Annotated in this window: 17 protein-coding genes; 11 read left to right on the plus strand and 6 right to left on the minus strand. The window is 44.9% G+C overall.

From position 1 onward, the window contains the following. The first annotated feature begins 2 nt into the window (after positions 1 to 2). Positions 3 to 1,355 carry a hypothetical protein gene (locus ACWYVB_RS00360; protein WP_006743263.1) on the plus strand — a complete coding sequence of 451 codons (1,353 nt, stop codon included), beginning with the start codon at positions 3 to 5 and terminating at the stop codon, positions 1,353 to 1,355. Between the two features lie 27 nt (positions 1,356 to 1,382). Here ACWYVB_RS00360 and ACWYVB_RS00365 read toward each other — a convergent pair whose 3' ends face one another. After that, on the minus strand, positions 1,383 to 1,880 hold the full coding sequence (locus tag ACWYVB_RS00365) for a DUF4442 domain-containing protein (protein ID WP_046876210.1): 498 nt from the start codon (positions 1,878 to 1,880) through the stop codon (positions 1,383 to 1,385). A gap of 374 nt (positions 1,881 to 2,254) precedes the next feature. Between ACWYVB_RS00365 and ACWYVB_RS00370 the strand changes: the two genes are divergently transcribed. Beyond that, entirely contained in the window at positions 2,255 to 3,313 is a 1,059-nt protein-coding gene (locus ACWYVB_RS00370) for a 3-deoxy-7-phosphoheptulonate synthase (protein WP_006743262.1), read from the plus strand. Positions 3,314 to 3,334: 21 nt separating this feature from the next. Beyond that, positions 3,335 to 3,817, plus strand: a complete 483-nt coding sequence (locus ACWYVB_RS00375; protein WP_005377415.1) for a YajQ family cyclic di-GMP-binding protein — start codon at positions 3,335 to 3,337, stop codon at positions 3,815 to 3,817. Between the two features lie 103 nt (positions 3,818 to 3,920). Here ACWYVB_RS00375 and ACWYVB_RS00380 read toward each other — a convergent pair whose 3' ends face one another. After that, entirely contained in the window at positions 3,921 to 4,841 is a 921-nt protein-coding gene (locus tag ACWYVB_RS00380) for a precorrin-2 dehydrogenase/sirohydrochlorin ferrochelatase family protein (RefSeq protein WP_048626418.1), read from the minus strand. A 460-nt stretch (positions 4,842 to 5,301) separates the two neighbouring features. Here ACWYVB_RS00380 and ACWYVB_RS00385 point away from each other — a divergent pair, with 460 nt between their 5' ends. Beyond that, entirely contained in the window at positions 5,302 to 6,330 is a 1,029-nt protein-coding gene (locus tag ACWYVB_RS00385; protein WP_005396567.1) for an amino acid ABC transporter substrate-binding protein, read from the plus strand. 6 nt (positions 6,331 to 6,336) lie between these two features. On the opposite strand, the gene ACWYVB_RS00390 is transcribed toward ACWYVB_RS00385, so the two are convergent. Further along, positions 6,337 to 6,477 (minus strand): hypothetical protein, encoded by a 141-nt coding sequence (locus ACWYVB_RS00390; protein WP_005396568.1) that lies wholly within the window; start codon positions 6,475 to 6,477, stop codon positions 6,337 to 6,339. Between the two features lie 71 nt (positions 6,478 to 6,548). On the opposite strand from ACWYVB_RS00390, the gene ACWYVB_RS00395 reads away from it, so the two are divergent. From ACWYVB_RS00395 to ACWYVB_RS00410, 4 genes are all read left to right on the plus strand, one after another. Then, a complete protein-coding gene (locus ACWYVB_RS00395; RefSeq protein ID WP_258640104.1) occupies positions 6,549 to 7,754 on the plus strand; it encodes an amino acid ABC transporter permease in 1,206 nt (401 codons plus the stop codon). Between the two features lies 1 nt (position 7,755). Next, positions 7,756 to 8,853 (plus strand): amino acid ABC transporter permease, encoded by a 1,098-nt coding sequence (locus ACWYVB_RS00400; RefSeq protein WP_248380753.1) that lies wholly within the window; start codon positions 7,756 to 7,758, stop codon positions 8,851 to 8,853. A 23-nt stretch (positions 8,854 to 8,876) separates the two neighbouring features. Then, on the plus strand, positions 8,877 to 9,626 hold the full coding sequence (locus tag ACWYVB_RS00405) for an amino acid ABC transporter ATP-binding protein (protein ID WP_005377400.1): 750 nt from the start codon (positions 8,877 to 8,879) through the stop codon (positions 9,624 to 9,626). 250 nt (positions 9,627 to 9,876) lie between these two features. Continuing rightward, positions 9,877 to 10,539, plus strand: coding sequence for a Bax inhibitor-1/YccA family protein (locus tag ACWYVB_RS00410; protein WP_005396571.1), 663 nt, complete (start codon positions 9,877 to 9,879; stop codon positions 10,537 to 10,539). Between the two features lie 77 nt (positions 10,540 to 10,616). Here the strand turns inward: ACWYVB_RS00410 and ACWYVB_RS00415 are convergent, their stop codons facing one another. Next, a complete protein-coding gene (locus tag ACWYVB_RS00415; protein ID WP_457527512.1) occupies positions 10,617 to 10,991 on the minus strand; it encodes a chromosome partitioning protein ParB in 375 nt (124 codons plus the stop codon). 408 nt (positions 10,992 to 11,399) lie between these two features. Between ACWYVB_RS00415 and ACWYVB_RS00420 the strand changes: the two genes are divergently transcribed. Further along, on the plus strand, positions 11,400 to 11,729 hold the full coding sequence (locus ACWYVB_RS00420) for a TusE/DsrC/DsvC family sulfur relay protein (RefSeq protein ID WP_005377396.1): 330 nt from the start codon (positions 11,400 to 11,402) through the stop codon (positions 11,727 to 11,729). A gap of 3 nt (positions 11,730 to 11,732) precedes the next feature. Here ACWYVB_RS00420 and yccX read toward each other — a convergent pair whose 3' ends face one another. Further along, positions 11,733 to 12,005 carry an acylphosphatase gene (gene yccX, locus ACWYVB_RS00425; RefSeq protein ID WP_176319437.1) on the minus strand — a complete coding sequence of 91 codons (273 nt, stop codon included), beginning with the start codon at positions 12,003 to 12,005 and terminating at the stop codon, positions 11,733 to 11,735. A 90-nt stretch (positions 12,006 to 12,095) separates the two neighbouring features. On the opposite strand from yccX, the gene ACWYVB_RS00430 reads away from it, so the two are divergent. After that, the gene (locus ACWYVB_RS00430; RefSeq protein WP_457527518.1) at positions 12,096 to 13,499 is read left to right on the plus strand and encodes a methyl-accepting chemotaxis protein; all 1,404 of its coding nucleotides are present in this window, start codon (positions 12,096 to 12,098) and stop codon (positions 13,497 to 13,499) included. Positions 13,500 to 13,661: 162 nt separating this feature from the next. Continuing rightward, positions 13,662 to 14,855 (plus strand): class I SAM-dependent methyltransferase, encoded by a 1,194-nt coding sequence (locus ACWYVB_RS00435; protein WP_170903338.1) that lies wholly within the window; start codon positions 13,662 to 13,664, stop codon positions 14,853 to 14,855. A gap of 70 nt (positions 14,856 to 14,925) precedes the next feature. Here ACWYVB_RS00435 and ACWYVB_RS00440 read toward each other — a convergent pair whose 3' ends face one another. Further along, positions 14,926 to 20,694, minus strand: a complete 5,769-nt coding sequence (locus ACWYVB_RS00440; RefSeq protein ID WP_457527520.1) for a Calx-beta domain-containing protein — start codon at positions 20,692 to 20,694, stop codon at positions 14,926 to 14,928. Between the last annotated feature and the right edge of the window lie 90 nt (positions 20,695 to 20,784).

Here is a 20,784-nt window from a genome sequence, read left to right on the forward strand (position 1 = left end):
CTTTGGTCACCGTCGATAAACAAGACTCAATAACATTAAAAATCAGTCATGCACTCGCAAAGAGCAAAAGTGTCGACCTAGATATTTACTTTTTTATACCTGGTGAGCTTGGTTTAAACGCCGATATCATCAGTGAATCCGAATTTTATTACACTTCAATCACACAGCAACGCTCTTATTACAGTACTGAAATCCTTCTACCGCTAGTACACAGTCGACTTGCCAAACGTGGACGCCTGTCGAATCAACAATACCGAGTAAGTTTGAGTTTGTTCGCGTACCAATACGTTATCGCGCTAGACAAAGCGGTAGCAAGTTTAAACAAGCATCAGAACAACTCCGTAACGGAAGATGAAGTAGACGAAGTTATCGAGCTCACGCTTGAGATCTTAAAGCGCTTGCGACGTTCTATTCCTTATGAAGAGAACTTAAAACGGTACTACGTTAACATCGATAACTATCTGTCTTGGTATACCGAGCAAAAGTTTTTATCTCTAGTGGCTCATCTCCCGCGTGAAGGCGATTATGGCACGATTAAGAAACGCTTGATCACGCTCTGTGAAAAAGAGCAAGCCCATCGAAAACTCAACAAGTACAACTCTCCAAGAGTCGTTGAAGACGTTACTCGCCTATCTAACAAAATGCGCTTGCTAAGACGCTTGATTGAACACCCTATCGTGCTTCGTGAAGAAACCATATCAATGGGTAACAACATCAAGCGTGCTATCAAAGGTATTGCTACTGGCTTGGTGATGGTTGTCGTGACCTCAACCGTGATTCTCGCTCGCGATTACCTTGGGGAAATTTCCGCGTCCTTCATTATCGCGATGTCATTTATTTATGCTCTACGAGAAATCTTTAAAGATGATTTGCGCGATGCGATGTGGCGATGGATCCGTAAAGGCAAGCCAAAGTGGCGTAAGAAGTATGTTGATCCAACAACGAAAAAAGTGGTCGGCAGAAAATTAGAGTGGCTCGATTATCGTACGTTAAGTAGCTTGCCAGATAAGATTCAAAGAATACGTAAGAAGCGCGTCGTGCAGCGCGAAGAGCAGATACTTCATTATCACGAGAAAACCGAAATGGCGACCTCTCTATTCTTGAGTGGTTATGAGCAAACAAGAGAAACACTGAACATCAGTTTGCGCCCTATCATCCGCTTGATGGATAAAAGCTCAAACCGAGTTTACCGTTTAAATGAAGGGCAAGTGACCAAAGAGTCGGTAGAGAAACGTCATTTGCTCAATGTGATTGTCAAAGAGGACAACCACACCGATGAGCCTGTTTATTACCGTTGGAAAGTGGTCTTAAACCGCTCCAAAATCGTCTCGATTGAGCAGATTGAACTCAATTAAAGCGATATTCTTTAAAACAGCAAACCACTAAGCAGCCTCTTTTCCTTGTTGGGCTGCTTTTTTTATCGAAAGAGTCAACGAGAATTCAGCCATAGGTTCGTCACCATGTAAGCTAGGACACAACGCGACGATTTTTACATCGCGATTCACTCGTTCACCCGTTGCCAACGTATGATCGAGCATCTCATCAATGACATGACCATCGTTACACACAAAGTGTACATCCGCTTCCGGACGTTTTAAAAACTCGGCTTTGACGCCTTTAAATGCTAAAGAGATCGCTTCTCCTTTTTCTTGCGCCTTGCTCATAGCAAGAAAACCACCAGCTACATCCGCCCCAACCGCTAAAGCGCCGAAATACATGCTATTCAAATGGTTCTTTGTTCTTCTTCGCAAAGGGATTCGAACCTCAACGTGCTCGCTATCTATCGCAATGATCTTAGGATGACAAAGCCAAATCAGAGGCACTTTAGAAAAGCCAAATAGATTTAGGTACAAATTTGCACGACGTACAGCTGATAACATTTTGGTCTCCTTACCAATCTAGTCAGACCAGTTAATCAACGAAAGAAATAGATGTCAAAGAAATGTTAACAAAAGCTCGATCTCACGAGTTATTTAGCCACCATTTTAGTGACATTGTCACACAGATAAACATGAGGTTTGCCGCAGTTATCTTGATTGCCTAACGGTGAGATAGATGAAATGGTTATAAATTCAAATTTATATATATTGATTTAATGATCAAGTTTTGTCATTTATACATAAGTCATTTAAATGAATACCTACACCTTTGTATACAATTCGGTATTTCCTGGCGAAGATTCCCGTGAAACGGTTTATTCCTGCCTGTAATTCCGTTATCTTTACCCCTTCGCAATAGAGAATAAAGCTATAACATGCCTATAAAAACAGATGAATTGAGAACCCAACCTTTGGGTCCAATGCCTACCCCAGCAGAGCTAGGTAGTGTACATCCTATTACGGATGACGTTGCAGACCGTATCGCTCAATCTCGTCGTCAGATTGAAAACATTTTATCGGGTGAAGACGATCGCCTTCTTGCGATTGTAGGTCCGTGTTCTGTTCACGACACTGAAGCTGCCATTGATTACGCCACTCGCCTGAGTGAAATCCAAGACAAGTACAAAGACGAACTGTTTATCGTGATGCGTACTTACTTTGAAAAGCCTCGTACAGTAGTTGGTTGGAAAGGTTTGATTACCGACCCTAACCTAGATGGCTCTTACGCGCTTGAAGCTGGCCTCCATAAAGCACGTAAACTACTACTGGATATCAACAAGCTTGGTCTTGCGACTGCTACTGAGTTTCTTGATATGATTACTGGTCAATACATCGCGGATTTGATCACGTGGGGCGCGATCGGTGCTCGTACAACAGAATCGCAAATTCACCGTGAAATGGCATCGGCGCTGTCTTGCCCAGTTGGTTTCAAAAATGGCACAAATGGCAACGTAAAAATTGCAATTGATGCAATTCGCGCATCGAAAGCCTCGCATTACTTCTACTCTCCAGATAAGAATGGCCGCATGACGGTTTACCGTACAAGTGGTAACCCATATGGTCATATTATTTTACGCGGCGGAGAGAAAGGCCCTAACTTTGATGAAGCGTCAGTAAAACAAGCGTGTGATGCTCTAGCCGAGTTTGGCTTGCCACAACGTTTGGTTGTGGATTTCAGCCACGCAAACTGTCAGAAGCAGCACAGAAAACAAATCGACGTTGCTCAAGACATTTGTAACCAAATTAAGTCAGGCAGTACTCGTATTGCGGGTATCATGGCTGAAAGCTTTATTCTTGAAGGCAATCAGCCAATGACTGACATCAACAACCTAACGTATGGTCAATCTATTACAGACCCATGCCTAGGTTGGGAAGATACTGCTACAATGCTAGATATGCTGGCAAACGCCGTTAAATCCCGAAAGTCCCTATAACAAAATAATCAAGGAATCTTCATGCCATCGTTTGATATTGTTTCTGAAATCGATACGGTTGAACTACGTAATGCCGTTGATAATGCTAACCGTGAATTGTCTACTCGTTTCGATTTCCGCAACGTTAATGCGAGCTTTGAGCTAGTAGAAGAAAACGTAAAAATGTCTGCGGAAGGTGACTTCCAACTTAAGCAAATGCGCGATATTTTACGTGGCCACTTGGCAAAGCGTAATATTGATGCAAACGCAATGGATGCACAGGACCCAGATGTAACTGGTAAGAACTGGCACCAAACTCTGCTTTTCCGCCAAGGTATCGATACACCAACAGCCAAAAAAGTAGTGAAACTTATCAAAGACGCAAAGTTAAAAGTACAAGCCTCTATTCAAGGCGACAAGGTACGTGTTACTGGTAAGAAACGTGATGACCTGCAAGCGACAATGGCAGCGATTCGTGAAGCAGAGATGGGCATACCATTCCAGTTTAACAACTTCCGTGATTAACTCAGTCTGAGAAGTAACTTAGTTTAAAAACGCCAGCGCATAGTTCGCTGGCGTTTTTGTTGGCCTTTTAATCGAGAAGCCAAGTGCCCACTTTTTAACGTGGTTATATCACCAAGTCCTGCCCTTGCAGCAATAAGAACTCGCTCGTCCCTTTAGGGATAAACACGCAAACTCGAAGCTTTTCAGATTTAGCCTTGGTCAACATATCAGAGAGTTCAGCTGCGCTGGAGAAAGCTTCTCGCTCTGCATCTCTTCGTATTAGCTCTAACACGTTCGCTTCGCATCGAGTTGAGTAAAGTGCTAGCTCGGCTTGTTGCATGTAGCGCACGGCCTTAATTGGCAACATCTCAACGTCTTTCCCTACCTGTATCCAAGTACAACTTCCCTTTTCATCCAAAGGTGTTGCCATGGTCGCTTGGTAAATCGTTTCTAACTCTCTATTATCTCGCGCGTTTTCAACCTCAGGATTCGAGAAGAATTGCTCCCAAAACTTACGACGTAAATCGACGCTAGGTAGTGCTTCTTTAATCGAATTACGCTTTGAGTTAGCAAAGTCCGCCATCAACCCCATGTTTTGTGGCAGTATCGATTCAAGCTTTTCACGGATGTTTCGAATTAAAACTGGTGAGGCGCCGCCACTAGAAATAGCAATTTGTATGCGGCCACGATTGATCATAGAGGGCGTAATGAAGTCACAATAAGGCTTATCATCCACAACGTTCACTAGGATGCCTAATTCTTTCGCATCTTTATACACTTGGTGATTTAGCTCAGGATTATCTGTCGTGGCCCACACTTGAACAAAGTTTTTAGTGACAATGTCACTTGAATAGAAACGTTGCACCCAGCGCACTTGATGCTCTGCAGCAAGCTTAGACAGAAAATCGACCAACGTTGGAGAAACGATAGTGACATCCGCCCCTGCCTTTAGCAACGCTTCCACCTTTCTGCTTGCCACTTCACCACCGCCCACGACAAGAACGGGTTTATTGATTAAATCTAAGAACAGAGGAAAATATCGCATTTCAATCCATGATTACTCTAATTAGCTGTTGCGGACCATGCTACCAAAAATGGGGCAAGCTCATCACCCTGTTTCGGTATCACAAATAATTTTTGTTCGAATTTTTACTGAACTTCACCAAGCTCAGCTAATGACAGTTTTAATAACAACTTTTTATTCTCTTGTATTGTTCACTCTTCTATTGATTGTTCTGATGCACCAAATTGTCCATGATTTGCACTATTTACAAACAATTAACATTTCGTCATTCTAAATCTCAAGGCGCTTTGTAAGTTCTCTCAAAACTTCATTTAAATTATATATTTGAGAATTAACAGATCCTTTCCTACGCTTATAACTGGTTGATCTATCGAATACCGTTTCTTCGAAAATCAATCACGTAGGACGATAACTCTAACGAATTGGACACGTTATTTCAGGTCACTCCTGATTAAACATGGATCATACAGGAAGGATACAAATGGCAAATAAACTCACAGTTCTTGCTTCCGTCGTAGCGGCTTCTACTGCGATGATGGCAACATCAGCTCAAGCAGCAGACACTACTCTGGACAAAGTCACAAAACAAGGTTTTCTTACTTGTGGCGTAAGTACCGGTCTACCTGGTTTCTCTAACCCTAACTCAAAAGGTGAATGGGAAGGTATCGACGTAGAATATTGCCAAGCACTGGCTGCAGCCGTTCTTGGGGATAAAACGAAAGTTAAATATGTACCCCTAACCGCGAAAGAACGTTTCACTGCGCTTCAATCAGGTGAGATTGATGTGCTTTCTCGTAACACCACCTGGACACTGCATCGTGATACGGCACTTGGCCTCAACTTCGTAGGGGTAAACTACTACGATGGCCAGGGCTTTATGGTGAAGAAAGATCTTGGCATCTCAAGCGCAAAAGAGCTTGATGGTGCATCAGTTTGCGTACAGTCCGGTACAACAACTGAGCTGAACCTTGCTGACTACTTCCGTAATAGCGGTATGTCATATAAGCCAGTCGTATTTGATACAGCAGCCCAAACGTCAAAAGGTTTCGATGCAGGACGTTGTGATGTGTTAACGACTGACCAATCTGGTCTTTATGCATTGCGTCTGAACCTGAAAGATCCCTCTTCTGCAGCCGTTCTTCCGGAAATCATTTCTAAAGAACCACTAGGTCCTGTCGTTCGTCAAGGTGATGACCAATGGTTCAACATTGCGAAGTGGACATTATCAGCAATGATTAACGCCGAAGAGTATGGTATTAGTTCGAAAAATGCGGATGAAATGCTGAAATCGAAAGATCCAAACATCAAACGTATTCTTGGTGTTGACGGTCCGAAAGGCAAAGGTTTGGGTATTCGTGATGATTGGGGCTACCAAGTTATCAAGCAAGTCGGTAACTATGGTGAAAGCTTCGAACGAACAGTCGGTACTGGTTCACCGTTAGAAATTTCTCGTGGCGTTAATGCGCTATGGAATGCAGGCGGCTTTATGTACGCGCCACCAATCCGATAGAACGAGTTAATCAGGGCGGTTCATGCCGCCCTTTTTCTTGATTTTATCCATCTGTATGAGTAAGGACCGCTCATTGAATGGCAAGAAGTATTCGCTTAGATAGGCTATTTCAACTCGAATATCGCCGTTTAGCTCTGGTGAAAACATGCTTCGACCAGCAAGGACGTGACTATTTATACAGGCAGATATCTATAACTAAGGTTTGAGGTTATCGCTGTATGAAACCGACAAAAGATGCATCGCCAAGTACGATGTCCAAACCGAGCGGAAGCAAGAGCTTGATTTATAATCCCGCCTTTCGTTCTGCTATTTTCCAGATCATTGCCATAGCTGCACTGGTATTTTTCTTTTACACGATTATTAACAACGCACTGAATAACTTAGATGCTCGTGGGATCGCTACGGGTTTCGGTTTTTTAAATCAAGAAGCCGGGTTTGGTATCGGGCTGACGCTAATTGAATACGATGAAACGTACTCTTACGGCAGAACGTTTATTATTGGCCTTCTAAATACGGCGCTGGTCTCCGTATTAGGTATTATTCTGGCTACTGTGATTGGTTTTACCATGGGGGTCGCTCGCCTTTCTTCTAACTGGTTAGTGAGTCGCTTGGCTGCTGTTTATATCGAAACGTTCCGAAATATCCCACTTCTTCTACAAATATTTTTCTGGTATTTCGCTGTTCTTCAAGCATTACCCTCACCTCGTCAAAGCTTGAGCCTTGGCGAAGCCATCTTCTTGAATGTTCGTGGTTTATATTTTCCAGCACCAGAAATGGAGCCAGGCAGTGGCTTTGTTATTGCTGCATTAATCTTCGGGGTGATCGCCAGCTTGCTGATTAATGTATGGGCGAATAACAAGCAACGCCTAACTGGGCAACAAACGCCAATGGGAAGAATAGCTTTAGGCTTAGTGGTTGGCCTTCCGCTGATTGTCTACTTCCTTGCTGGTATGCCAATTTCACTAAATTATCCAGAACTGAAAGGGTTTAACTTCCAAGGTGGTATTAGCATTATTCCTGAACTTGCCGCACTACTTTTGGCATTGAGCGTTTATACCGCCTCCTTCATTGCCGAAATTGTACGTTCTGGTATTAATGCGGTTAGCCATGGTCAAACGGAAGCGGCGATGTCGCTGGGCTTACCACGCACGAAAACTTTAAAGCTTGTTGTCATTCCGCAAGCGTTACGAATTATTATTCCACCTTTAACCAGTCAATATCTCAACCTCACCAAAAACTCATCGTTAGCGATGGCGATTGGTTACCCAGATCTTGTCTCTGTCTTTGCAGGTACTACCCTGAACCAAACGGGGCAAGCGATTGAGATCATTGCGATGACGATGGGCGTGTACTTAACCTTAAGTTTGATTACGTCTGCATTAATGAACTTGTATAACCGTAAAGTCGCACTGGTGGAGAGATAATATGAGTACTCATCAATTTCAACCGGATCTCCCACCACCAGCCAATACCGTCGGTTTTGTTGGTTGGATGCGGAAAAACCTATTTAATGGACCTGTCAATTCCATTGTTACCGTAATTCTTGCTTATCTTGTCTTTAGTGCAATTTGGCATATCGTTGATTGGGCGTTTATCAACGCGGACTGGATTGGTTCGACGCGTGACGACTGCAGCCGAGAAGGTGCTTGCTGGGTATTTATCAGCGTGCGCTGGGAGCAGTTCATGTACGGTTTCTATCCTGAGTCTGAACTGTGGCGCCCTCGCCTTTTCTATATCACATTGGCTATATTTACTATGTTGCTAGCGTATGAAAAGACACCGAAACGGATTTGGATTTGGCTTTTCTTCGTAAACATCTACCCATTCATTATCGCTGGGCTGTTATATGGTGGGATATTTGGGCTAGAAGTGGTCGATACACACAAATGGGGCGGATTACTCGTTACGCTCATCATTGCGCTAGTCGGTATTGTCGTTTCATTACCGATTGGTGTGGTACTCGCGCTCGGTAGACGTTCAGAGATGCCCATCATTCGCAGTATTTGTACCGTCTATATTGAAGTTTGGCGTGGTGTGCCACTGATTACCGTTCTGTTCATGGCTTCCGTTATGCTGCCTTTGTTTATGTCCGAAGGATCAGAGACAGACAAACTTATTCGCGCTCTTATTGGTGTAGTGATGTTTGCCTCGGCTTACATGGCCGAAGTAGTACGGGGTGGCTTACAAGCGATTCCAAAAGGCCAATATGAGGCTGCCGACGCACTTGGGTTAAGTTACTGGAAAAAAACAGGGCTTATTATCTTGCCACAGGCGCTGAAGATTACGATCCCTTCTATCGTGAACACGTTTATCGGATTGTTTAAAGACACCAGTTTGGTTCTTATCATTGGTATGTTTGACGTACTAGGTATAGGACAAGCAGCAAACACCGACCCTGACTGGCTAGGCTTTGCTACTGAAAGTTATGTATTTGTCGCGTTGGTGTTTTGGGTATTTTGTTTTGGCATGTCGCGTTATTCGATATGGCTTGAAAACAAACTTCATACCGGTCACAAACGATAACTCATCAAGCTCAAGGACGTATTATGACGCAACAACAAGACTATATGATCCAATTGAAGGACATGAATAAATGGTATGGTGAGTTTCACGTACTAAAGAATATTAACCTCGATGTTAAGCGCGGGGAAAAAATCGTAATCTGTGGCCCATCAGGGTCAGGAAAATCAACGATGATTCGCTGTATTAACCGCCTCGAAGAGCACCAAGCTGGTAGCATCTATGTTTCCGGTACGGAGTTAACTGAAGATTTAAAAAATATTGAAGCTGTGCGCCGTGAAGTGGGCATGTGCTTTCAGCACTTTAACCTCTTCCCTCATCTAACCGTGCTAGAGAACTGCACGCTTGCGCCTATTTGGGTGAAGAAGATGCCAAAAGACGAAGCAGAAGCGGTCGCGATGAAATATCTGGAACGCGTTAAAATTCCGGACCAAGCAGAGAAATATCCTGGCCAGTTGTCTGGTGGTCAGCAACAACGCGTGGCGATTGCTCGCTCTTTGTGTATGAACCCTAAAGTCATGCTTTTTGATGAACCAACATCAGCACTTGATCCGGAGATGGTTCGCGAAGTGTTGGATGTAATGGTCGAGCTCGCCGAGGAAGGCATGACCATGCTCTGTGTGACACATGAAATGGGGTTTGCGAAAGAGGTTGCCGATCGCGTGATATTTATGGACGCAGGAGAGATCATCGAAGAGAACAACCCTGTTGATTTCTTTGAAAACCCTCAATCAGATCGAACTCAAAATTTCCTAGCGCAAATCTTACATCACTAAGATCTTTTCCAACTGGCATAATAAAAGCACTGATTTCAATGAAGTCGGTGCTTTTTGTTACTAAATTCAAAATTCTGTGTGACAATCACTATGACTTTGCTCTGCAGTAATATTGTGTTACAAGTTGTCAAATACATAACATCTTATTTCTATTATTATTTTATCTAAGTTACGCATGGTTAGGGCTTGATTTTTTGAACTTTCAATCCCATAAATGTACTTAAAAGAAAGTCTCTTATCGAGGAAGATTATGAACAGTCCAATGTTTACCCGCACTTCAACACAAGAAAGTGCTCTACAAACAAACAAAGTGTTGCGTAATACTTACGCACTACTTTCAATGACGCTTTTATGGTCGGCAGTCGTTGCTGGCGTAGCAATGGCATTTAACCTGCCACATCCAGGAATCATCCTAATGTTGGTTGGTTTCTACGGCCTGTTATTCTTAACAGAGAAAAACCGTAACAACAGCCTTGGCCTTGTGTTTACGTTCTTATTCACTGGTTTCTTAGGCTACACTATTGGTCCAATCTTAAACATGTACATCGGTGCTGGGATGGGCGATATCGTATTAACCGCTCTAGGTGGTACGGCGCTATCTTTCATGGCGGCATCAGCTTATGCACTAACAACAAAACGTGACCTATCTATGATGGGCGGCTTGATGCTATCGCTGTTTGTTGTGCTTGTTGTGGGTATGATTGCAAGCTTCTTTATTCAATCAACCATTTTACACTTGGCGTTGAGCAGCTTGTTTATCATTTTCTCTACGATGGCGATCCTGATGACAACACAAAGCATTATTCGTGGCGGTGAAACAAACTACATCTCTGCGACAGTAACTTTGTATGTATCAATCTACAACATCTTCATCAGCCTACTAAGCATTCTAGGTATTATGAACGACGATTAATCGTTCAACACAAGATGAATTTAAAAAGCCCGAAGGTATTTTCCTTCGGGCTTTTTCTTTGTCAGTGATTAAGTACATTACGCCTGTTCGACTGCTAACTCGATAACTTCATCAGCCTCAGGGTTTTCTCTAAAACGTCTCACTTTAATCGTATCTTCACCCAACATGATTTGCTTGGCGATTCGATGCATACCATCAAAAACGCGGTAATCATTGGTTAAAATTACGGGATACGACAAATCGGCATTGTTGATGCGTTGGCAATGCTTCGCGATCTCACGACAGGTTGGCTGTGGTCCATCATCACTAAACCAGGTCACTTCATTAGGGCCTTTGATATCATCAATAGCAATTTCTTCTACAGGTAGGGACTCCGCGATCTCCCAAATACGCTCAATAGACCAAATGGATTTTACGTTGTCATTTATTTCAATGTAACGTTGTTTCGACATGACTAACTCCTTGTCATCGTTATTGTTTACAGCCAGAATGTAGGTTGCTTATCAACCAAGAGAATATCGGTCTATAAGAGCAAACACAACGTCGTAAGCTATTCATTCACAGATAAAATTCCATATTCAGACAAGTAGCCAAGAAAAAAACAAAACAAAAATGAATAAGCCTGGATATCCATGCAATTTTATTGGTACTCACCCCGAAAAATTTCTAACAAACTGAATAGTTTCCTATTTATTTGAATAAAAGAGCATTTATATCAAAGCACCTCGCTTAGTCAAAAAGCACTCACCATTTTGTACGCTTTTGCTTCGCTCGGCACTACTTCGAGATTCTTTTGTTGAGAACATCCTCACCTGTCGCTAATCTATAAACATCCATGTTCACTTAACGGATAAAACGTTATGTTCGTTTACAACGGCAAAGAAATTGAAACTGATGCTCAAGGCTACTTACTGGATCATACTCAATGGGAAGAAGGTATGATTGAGCTTTTAGCAAAAGAAGAAGACATCGAGCTTACGGATGCTCATTTGGAAGTTGTGCACTTTGTGCGAGATTTTTATGAAGAGTTTAATACTTCCCCTGCTGTGCGTATGCTTGTCAAAGCAATGGAAAAAGCGCACGGTCCAGAAAAAGGTAACAGTAAGTATCTATTCAAGCTGTTTAAAAAGGGGCCAGCCAAACAAGCGACTAAATTAGCCGGCCTACCAAAGCCAGCTAAATGCTTGTAGAATTTACAAAATCTTAAAACCGCGCAACGGCTTATATGACGCAGACTCCTGTATCACACTCTCTACTGTTGCCGTTCGCGGGCCTTCTTTCAACCACTCGGAAAACGCAACTATTTGTGCGTCTGTTCCACACGCCATCACTTCAACATCACCATCGTTTAGGTTCTTCGCGTAACCCGTCAAACCCAGTTTCAATCCTTGATGGGAAGTATGGTAACGAAAGCCGACGCCTTGAACGTGACCTTTTACTATAAATCTCTCACACTTTACGTTCATCTTTGTACCGCTTCTTTTTACTGAGTGATATATTCTTTTCGTCTATTCACCCCACTAAGGATAGTGGGTTTTTGCACGGTTATTATAATTATGAAAGAAATTCCATTCCGCTGGATTGATAAGTATCTCATTCACTTAAAGATTCAAGAAAAGTTCTATTTGCTCTTCGTTCTCCCTCTTCTTGCTTTAGTCATTCTCACTCTCGTCCTTAATAGCGCGGCTAATACGTTGATCTCAAGTATGTACCAAGAAGAGCTCATGCTTATGAAAGGTCTGATAGAGGCAGGCAACCTTTCTCAATCGCAAGTAGCAAACCTCATAGCTAGTTCAGAAACCGTTTCTATTGGCTCAGGGCCGCAATCCGTGTCTGTTCTAAATGGTGCGTACAGCTTGGTTGCAAACCATGAACTTTCTTTATGGACTGCCCTATCAACGACTCAAGTGAGCATCATCTGTGTGAGCTTGTTTATTCTCGCGCTTGGCGTTTACTACATCATGACGTTTATCGGCGGCGCAATGTTCACGATGAATAAAGCATTAAACACCCTTGCGGGAGGTGACCTCACCGCGAGAATGAACTTCTTCCCAGTTCGCGACGAGTTTAGTGAAATTGCTATTACGATAGACAAAGTTGCAGAACGAGAGCAACAAATGGTGCTGTCGATTCAAGAGTCTGTGGCGTTAATGCAACAAATTAGCTCAGACCTGAATCAATCAATTCATCACAGTTCAGATATTTCTGCGACGCAACAAGAGCACCTCAACTCTCTTGCGAGTGCAACAGAACAGATGGCATCAACGATTCGAGAAGTCGCGACATTAGCTCACGATTCAAGCGCGCAAACCGATGATGCGCGTAGCGTGGCTCAGTCTGGACAAGTAAAAGTAGAGAATACACTGCACTCGATTTCGAACCTCTCTAATGAGATTCAATCTGCGTCTCAGGCAGTAGCGGAGTTAGATGCTAATGCCGCACAAATTGATGAAGTCGTGACAACCATTAATGGGATTTCCGAGCAAACTAACCTACTTGCATTGAACGCAGCCATTGAAGCAGCACGTGCTGGTGAGCAAGGTCGTGGATTTGCGGTCGTTGCGGATGAGGTTCGCGCTCTTGCGGGACGCACTCAGCAAGCGACCGTTGAAATCCAAGCGATGATCGAATCATTACAGCGTAACAGTCAATCACTTACTAAACTGATGGAAGTGACTGTCAACAATGCAAATGAGGGACAAAACCTCATGACGGAAGTGAGTCACGAAATCGGCTCTTTGGCAGATAAAAATCAAACTATCTCCGACAGTAGCATTCAAATTGCAACAGCAGCTGAAGAACAAGGTGTAGTCGCGGACAATATCGCCTCAAGCGTTGAAGAGATTCGAGTTCAAGCAGATAACGTGTGCAATATGATCAGCACGACTTCACAAAACGTGGATCAACTGCGTAAGCAAAGCGACACCATGGAGTCGCTCCTTACTGGACTTAAAGCGTAGCAACGTAATCTGTTACGACCAGTTCAAATAAAAGGGTTACTTTGGTGGCCCTTTTTTGTATTTAAAAGCCACTACAATGTACTGGATTGCCGAGGGATATTGCTTTTACCATTCACATCCCGGACAATACGCCCCTTTCAAAATTCAACAAGAGCTAATGAAATGACAGCTGCTATCTATTTGGTAAAAGGTCGTGAGAAATCGGTCAAGCGCAAGCACCCTTGGATCTTCTCTCGAGGCATCAACAAAGTTGAGGGCGAACCCGCTCTTGGCGAAACGGTTGATGTATTCACTCACGACGGTAAATGGCTAGCTAAAGCGGCATATTCGCCAGCTTCACAAATTCGTGCTCGTATTTGGAGTTTTGATAAAGAAGAAATCGACACCGCGTTTTTCGTAAAACGATTAAAAGACGCACAACTTCTTCGTGAAGACATTATCGAACGTGATGGCCTTACGGGTTACCGCCTTATCGCGGCAGAGTCTGATGGTATGCCAGGCGTTACGATTGACCGTTACCAAAACTTCTTTGTGTGTCAACTTCTCAGTGCTGGCGCAGAACACAATAAACAGGCTATTGTTGATGCTCTAGTTGAGTGCTTCCCTGATTGTAATGTGTACGAGCGTTCTGACGTCGCGGTACGTAAGAAAGAGGGTTTGAAAGAAACCACGGGCGTCTTGCACGGCGAAGAGCCACCTAAATCGGTCGTCATCGAAGAAAATGGCGTAAAGATTAGTGTAGATATCGTTGGCGGCCATAAAACAGGTTTCTACCTAGATCAACGTGATAGTCGCCAGCAAGCGATGAAATATGTGAAAGGCAAGGAAGTTCTTAACTGCTTCTCTTACACAGGTGGCTTCGGACTTTACGCTCTGAAAGGTGATGCAAAGCGTGTGATAAACGCTGACGTATCACAACCTGCTCTAGACACTGCGAAGTTCAACGCAGAACTGAATGAATTTGATATCTCGAAGAAGCGCGCCGTGTTCCTAAACGCAGACGTGTTTAAACTGCTTCGTGAGTATCGTGACCAAGGAACTCAGTTCGATGTAGTTATCATGGATCCACCTAAGTTTGCAGACAGTAAAGCCCAACTAAACGGCGCATGTCGTGGTTACAAAGACATCAACATGCTAGCAATGCAAATCCTAAAACCTGGCGGTACCCTACTGACCTATTCGTGCTCTGGCTTGATGGATCAAGTTTTGTTCCAGAAAATCATTGCTGACGCAGCCGTAGATGCTAACCGCCAAGTAAAGTTTGTGGAGCGCTTTGAACAAGCTGCTGACCACCCAACCGATACAGCATATCCAGAGGGTTTCTACTTAAAAGGTTTTGCATGTAAAGTGCTTTAATTATTGCCCGAACTTACTGCATTACTAAATGAAAAACGGAGCTTTCGCTCCGTTTTTCATTTTGAATCATTTACTCTCGTAATTGTTCAAGATTAGAAATCAAACTATTGGCAATATCAGAAGCAGAAGCTCCGTCAAAATTAACCTCCAACTGTTGTCCATCTTTATTGATGGTCAGAGTTGAGTTACCTCCACTTTCAGTCACCGCCACCGTGATATCATCCACGCTTCCGTGATAATCGCCCGAGCCGAGATCATCAAGTAATGTGGAAATATCAGTACCACTCATATCATCAAATACATCGGTAAAATCGAGCTGATCCCCGTCACTGAAATCCGTCACGGTGTCAGTTGCGGATTGCATTTCTGTCCATTTGAATACGTCATCACCTTCACCGCCAGTCAAGATATCATTACCTAAACCACCGATGATCAGGTCATTGCCTTCACTACCAACCAGAATATCATCGCCATCTGTACCCATAACCAGATTCAGATCCGAATTTAAGGCCATGGTTTGATAACCAAGCGCCGTAACAGCCTCTACCGTGACGTTCTCGAAATCAACCGCTACCGTAGCTTCGTTACTTACCGCACCATCAGTGTCGATTGCCTGATAAGTAAAGTCATCGTTCACATCAGTAAAGCTGGTAATTTCAGTCCCCACCAAGGTAAAGCCCGCTTTATCACTCGCGCTATCGGTTTCTGGAGTAAGTCGAATTTCATCAAAGCTGCCATTTGCTAACGCAACGGTAATAGAACCTTCGTGGTTGCTGGTATAAGTAATATCCGTTGAGTAAAACTGCTGAACATCAACAAGTGCACCATTTAGGAAGATGTATGCCGTTAACCATGCACCACCACTGTTGAAGCGGTCATTCAGACTGGCTAAGTTCAGTTTCGCTTCGTTAGCTGATAAATCCTCATCCAGTTCTAACGTAATATATTCACCAGTACTGATTTCATCACCCTGACCCGTTTCATTTGGCGAAACGACAACCAACCCGACCTGTTGATTCGCAAAATCGACTGAAATCTGAGCGTCGGAATCAAAGATGATGCTGTTGCCAATGGTGGTGATCTGACCTCCAGTGAACGTTAAGTTCGAGTTAGGAGGAGTGTAGGATCCCACCAAGATATCTTTCCCTTGTTCTTCAAGAAGGTCGGCTGAGTCAAAGCTCTGCTCCTCAAAGAAATCTTCAGTCAGACGATACCTAACCTCTGTGTTTTCAGGGAACTGTGTGGTTTCGTCTATAATGACTTCCTGTCCATTTCCATCCACATAATACAGCTCACCGTGTTCAGGAAGGCTAACGACCTGAATTAAAATATCATCATCATTTGCAGTAACTGCGTCATCTTCGAGATCTTCAACACGCTGTTCCCCAGACGTCGTTAATCCATCAAACTCAACATCCTGAACCGGGAAAACACCATTTTGAACATCGAGCGAAATGATGAAATCACGGGCTGTAGGTGGTGAGTTATCCACGATGGTCGCCAGACCAGTATCGCTGCCTTGCACTGCTCCCAAGCCAGTTACTGTAACGCTGAAATCTTCAGGGCCTTCGTACACACCGTCATCAATTGATTCGATGCGTAGATCAAATTCCGTCATACCTGCCGGCACCGTCACAATGCCACTTACAGGTACACTTACCCAACCTGAACCGGTGTTGTACTCTAGAGTGCCAAGGTCACCTACTTCTGTTTCATCCAGATTCAGCGTTAACTGAACCTGGACCGCTGCTTCTGAGGCATTACTCAATGACACGGTAAATGTAGCGAAATTACCTTCATCAATGGTACCCGCATCCGAGATAGACACAGTTGGTCGATCGTCATCCGTTTTAGTGCCATCATCCACAATGGTCGCCAAACCAGTATCGGTGCCCTGAACTGCGCCCAAACCCGTCACGGTCACGCTGAAGTCTTCCGGACCTTCATAAACTTCATCATCAATGGTCGCTATGCGCACATCAAATTCGGTAAGCATTGCTGGCACTGTTACGATGCCATCGACAGGCACAGCAACCCAACCTGCTCCGGTGTTATATTCTAGCGAGCCAAGATCATCCACTTCTGTTTCGTCTGGGTTTAAGGTCAACTGCACCTGGACTGTAACTTCCGAAGCATTACTCAATGACACGGTAAACGTCGCGATATCACCCTCATCTACGATACCCGCATCTGAGATAGATACGGTCGGGCGATCATCATCCGGGTCAGGACCAGGGCCGTTACCGCCGTCGTAAATAATACCCAACGCCGTGTCAGTACCAAGTACTCCAGTTGCACCTTGCACTGCAACCGTGAAGGTTTCATCTCCTTCATACACATCGTCGTCCGTGGTTGGGACAAACAGTTTGAGATCGGTTTCACCTGCTGGGATAGTATACGTGCCATCACTGTTGGCGGTCACCACAGTTACTCCATCAGATAATGTCAGCTTAATAGCACCAATGTCGCCAGGCTCTGCCGTATTAGTTCCTCCTGTTGATGCGCTCAACCTTACCGTCACGTCAATATCGGCAGCCTCCGACAACCGGACGGTATACACAGCCTCAGTACCTTCATTCACGCCCACGCTATCTTCGACAATATAGACACTTGGACGGTCATCGTCTGGATCGGGACCAGGGCCGTTACCACCGTCGTAAATAATGCCCAGCGCACTGTCACTGCCTAGGACGCCCGTGTCACCTTGTACCGCCACAGTGAAGGTTTCATCCCCTTCGTAGACGCCATCATCTGTGGTTGGCACAGTGACTTTCAGCTCTTTCTCACCGGCGGGAATGGTATACGTACCGTCACTGTTGGCATTCACCACTGTCACACCATCAGCAAGGGTCACCACAAAGCTACCTATATCGTCCGCTTCCGCCGTGTTGCTGCCGTCGGTTGAGGTGTTCAAGCTGACGGTCACATCGATATCGGCCGCCGCCGACAATCTAACGGTATACACAGCATCGGTACCTTCGTTAACACCCACGCTATCTTCAACGATGTAGACATTCGGACGGTCATCATCTGGATCGGGACCTGGACCACTGCCGTCATCCACAATCGTCGCCGTACCTGTATCGCTGCCTTGCACCGCCCCAATGCCCGTCACCGTAACGCTGAAATCCTCTGGGCCTTCATAAACCGCGTCATCAATGGAAGCGATACGCACATCAAACTCAGTCTGGCCGGCTGGCACGGTCACCACGCCATCGTTTGGCACTGCAACCCAACCACTTCCCGTGTTGTATTCTAGGGTGCCCAAATCTCCAACTTCGGTATCGCCGAGATTAAGACCCAACTCCACCTGCGTTTCGGCTTCAGGCGCGTTCGATAGCGTCACTTTGAAGTTAGCTGTTTCACCTTCATTAATGGTGCCAGCGTCGGTAATAGCCACACTCGGACGGTCATCGTCTGGATCGGGACCTGGGCCACTGCTGTCATCCACAATCGTTGCCGTGCCGGTATCACTGCCTTGTACCGCACCAACGCCCGTTACCGTTACACTGAAATCTTCTGGACCTTCATAAACGGCGTCATCAATAGAAGCAATACGCACATCAAATTCGGTTTGCCCGGCTGGCACCGTCACCACGCCATCGTTTGGCACTGTGACCCAACCACTTCCCGTGTTGTATTCCAAGGTGCCCAAATCTCCAACTTCGGTATCGCCTAAGTTGAAGCCAAGTTCAACTTGAACTGTTGACTCTGAGGCATTCGATAACGTGACTTTGAAGTTAGCTGTTTCACCTTCATTAATGGTGCCAGCATCCGTAATAGTTACACTTGGGCGGTCATCATCGGGATCAGGTCCAGGGCCACTGCTGTCATCCACAATCGTTGCCGTGCCCGTATCGCTGCCTTGCACCGCCCCAATGCCAGTTACCGTCACGCTGAAATCTTCAGGACCCTCATAAACGGCGTCATCAACAGAAGCAATGCGCACATCAAATTCGGTCTGTCCGGCTGGCACCGTTACCACGCCATCGTTTGGCACTGCAACCCAACCACTTCCCGTGTTGTATTCTAAGGTGCCCAAGTCACCGACTTCGGTATCGCCTAAGTTGAGGCCAAGTTCAACTTGAACAGTAGACTCTGAGGCATTCGGTAAGGTGACTTTGAAGTTCGCAGTCTCACCCTCATTAATGGTGCCAGCGTCGGTAATAGCCACACTCGGACGGTCATCGTCTGGATCGGGACCTGGACCACTGCTGTCATCCACAATCGTTGCCGTGCCCGTATCGCTGCCTTGCACCGCACCAATGCCGGTTACCGTCACGCTGAAATCTTCAGAGCCTTCATAAACGGCGTCATCAACAGAAGCAATACGCACATCAAATTCGGTTTGCCCTGCTGGCACGGTCACCACACCGTCGTTTGGCACCGTAACCCAACCGGAGCCTGTGTTGTATTCTAAGGAGCCTAAGTCACCCGCTTCGGTATCGCCTAAGTTGAGGCCAAGTTCAACTTGAACACTCGACTCGGAAGCATTCGATAAGGTGACTTTGAAGTTCGCAGTCTCACCCTCATTAATGGTGCCAGCGTCGGTAATAGCCACACTCGGACGGTCATCGTCTGGATCGGGACCCGGACCACTGCCGTCGTCCACTATCGTTGCCGTACCTGTATCGCTGCCTTGCACCGCGCCAATGCCAGTTACTGTCACACTGAAATCTTCAGGGCCTTCATAAACGGCGTCATCAATAGAAGCAATACGCACATCAAACTCAGTTTGCCCTGCTGGCACGGTCACCACACCATCGTTTGGCACCGTGACCCAACCACTTCCCGTGTTGTATTCTAAGGAACCTAAGTCACCGGCTTCGGTATCGCCTAAGTTGAGAGTCAGTTCAACCTCAACATCTATAGCTGATGGATTAGATAACGACACTTTAAAACTAGCTAACTCACCTTCATTAATCGTCCCTGCATCACTCATCGTTACCGTTGGGCGATCATCATCAGGACTTAAACCTGGCCCACTACCATCATCAACAATGGTTGCAATCCCAGTTGCAGGTGTACTTTGTTCTTCTGTGTTGCCAGAAAGCGTAAATGTTTCTGGACCTTCGAATATAGAGTCATTTATAGAATCGAGAGAAACCGTAAAACCATTTTCACCTAACGGGACCGACACAGTAAAAATACCGTTGTCATCGACTGAGATTTCTTCTGTTGTGCCATCGGAAAATGTTATGAGAACACTCTCGTTGACGTAGTCACTTCCGCTCTCGTCAGTAGATCCACCAGTCGCAGTCTGATCGAACAGAGAAAAAGTGATATTGATATTGTCTTCTGTTGGTTGGTTAAGTGTGACGTCGAAGGAAACCAGATCGCCCTCATTGACAGTTGGGCTAGAAATCTCTTGAACAATTACTGTTGCAGGAACTGATATTGCTGTTGGTTCTGGTGGTTGTATTTGGAAAATATCGAGTAGCGTCTCTACCTGAGTACTTGAAAATCCTGTTCCGTCAGTTCCCACTGTCTCAAAATTGGTACTGGCGAGTAATTCAGCACCTGTGCGATCTATAGCCCCCGTATTTTGTGGGCTAGACCCGTTTCCTTCACCTGCAGCAGGATCAAACTCTTCACCCAGCTCAGTCGGGTCTTCCCCACTAGCAATTGCTTCAATTAACGCTGTGATATCATCAGTTACGTTTATCGAACTTCCTTGTGGTGTCACCTGCTCGATCACAAGCTCAGAAGTATCTGATACCTCATCAATTATTAACTCTCCTGGTTGAGGTAGTTGTCCCTCTTCTAGGGTCCTAATTTCCCCATCCAGCCCGATAACCACGATGTTGCCCATCAATGAGCTCAAAGTTACTCGATCCATATCTACCTCGCCCCACTTCAAACCAAGTCAAAAGTTTGTCACCCCTACATTTACGTCTATAGTTTAGTCAAAATCATCATTTTTTCGTTG

This window comes from Vibrio sp. JZG10 (genome assembly GCF_054064075.1).

Coding starts and splice junctions, on each gene's coding strand:
- ACWYVB_RS00395 (WP_258640104.1), top strand. CDS start 6,549: ATGAAACCGACAAAAGATGCATCGCCAAGTACGATGTCCAAACCGAGC.
- ACWYVB_RS00400 (WP_248380753.1), top strand. CDS start 7,756: ATGAGTACTCATCAATTTCAACCGGATCTCCCACCACCAGCCAATACC.
- ACWYVB_RS00410 (WP_005396571.1), top strand. CDS start 9,877: ATGAACAGTCCAATGTTTACCCGCACTTCAACACAAGAAAGTGCTCTA.
- ACWYVB_RS00380 (WP_048626418.1), bottom strand. CDS start 4,841: ATGCGATATTTTCCTCTGTTCTTAGATTTAATCAATAAACCCGTTCTT.
- ACWYVB_RS00430 (WP_457527518.1), top strand. CDS start 12,096: ATGAAAGAAATTCCATTCCGCTGGATTGATAAGTATCTCATTCACTTA.
- ACWYVB_RS00375 (WP_005377415.1), top strand. CDS start 3,335: ATGCCATCGTTTGATATTGTTTCTGAAATCGATACGGTTGAACTACGT.
- yccX (WP_176319437.1), bottom strand. CDS start 12,005: ATGAACGTAAAGTGTGAGAGATTTATAGTAAAAGGTCACGTTCAAGGC.
- ACWYVB_RS00405 (WP_005377400.1), top strand. CDS start 8,877: ATGACGCAACAACAAGACTATATGATCCAATTGAAGGACATGAATAAA.
- ACWYVB_RS00435 (WP_170903338.1), top strand. CDS start 13,662: ATGACAGCTGCTATCTATTTGGTAAAAGGTCGTGAGAAATCGGTCAAG.
- ACWYVB_RS00420 (WP_005377396.1), top strand. CDS start 11,400: ATGTTCGTTTACAACGGCAAAGAAATTGAAACTGATGCTCAAGGCTAC.
- ACWYVB_RS00365 (WP_046876210.1), bottom strand. CDS start 1,880: ATGTTATCAGCTGTACGTCGTGCAAATTTGTACCTAAATCTATTTGGC.
- ACWYVB_RS00415 (WP_457527512.1), bottom strand. CDS start 10,991: ATGTCGAAACAACGTTACATTGAAATAAATGACAACGTAAAATCCATT.
- ACWYVB_RS00385 (WP_005396567.1), top strand. CDS start 5,302: ATGGCAAATAAACTCACAGTTCTTGCTTCCGTCGTAGCGGCTTCTACT.
- ACWYVB_RS00390 (WP_005396568.1), bottom strand. CDS start 6,477: ATGTTTTCACCAGAGCTAAACGGCGATATTCGAGTTGAAATAGCCTAT.
- ACWYVB_RS00370 (WP_006743262.1), top strand. CDS start 2,255: ATGCCTATAAAAACAGATGAATTGAGAACCCAACCTTTGGGTCCAATG.
- ACWYVB_RS00440 (WP_457527520.1), bottom strand. CDS start 20,694: ATGGATCGAGTAACTTTGAGCTCATTGATGGGCAACATCGTGGTTATC.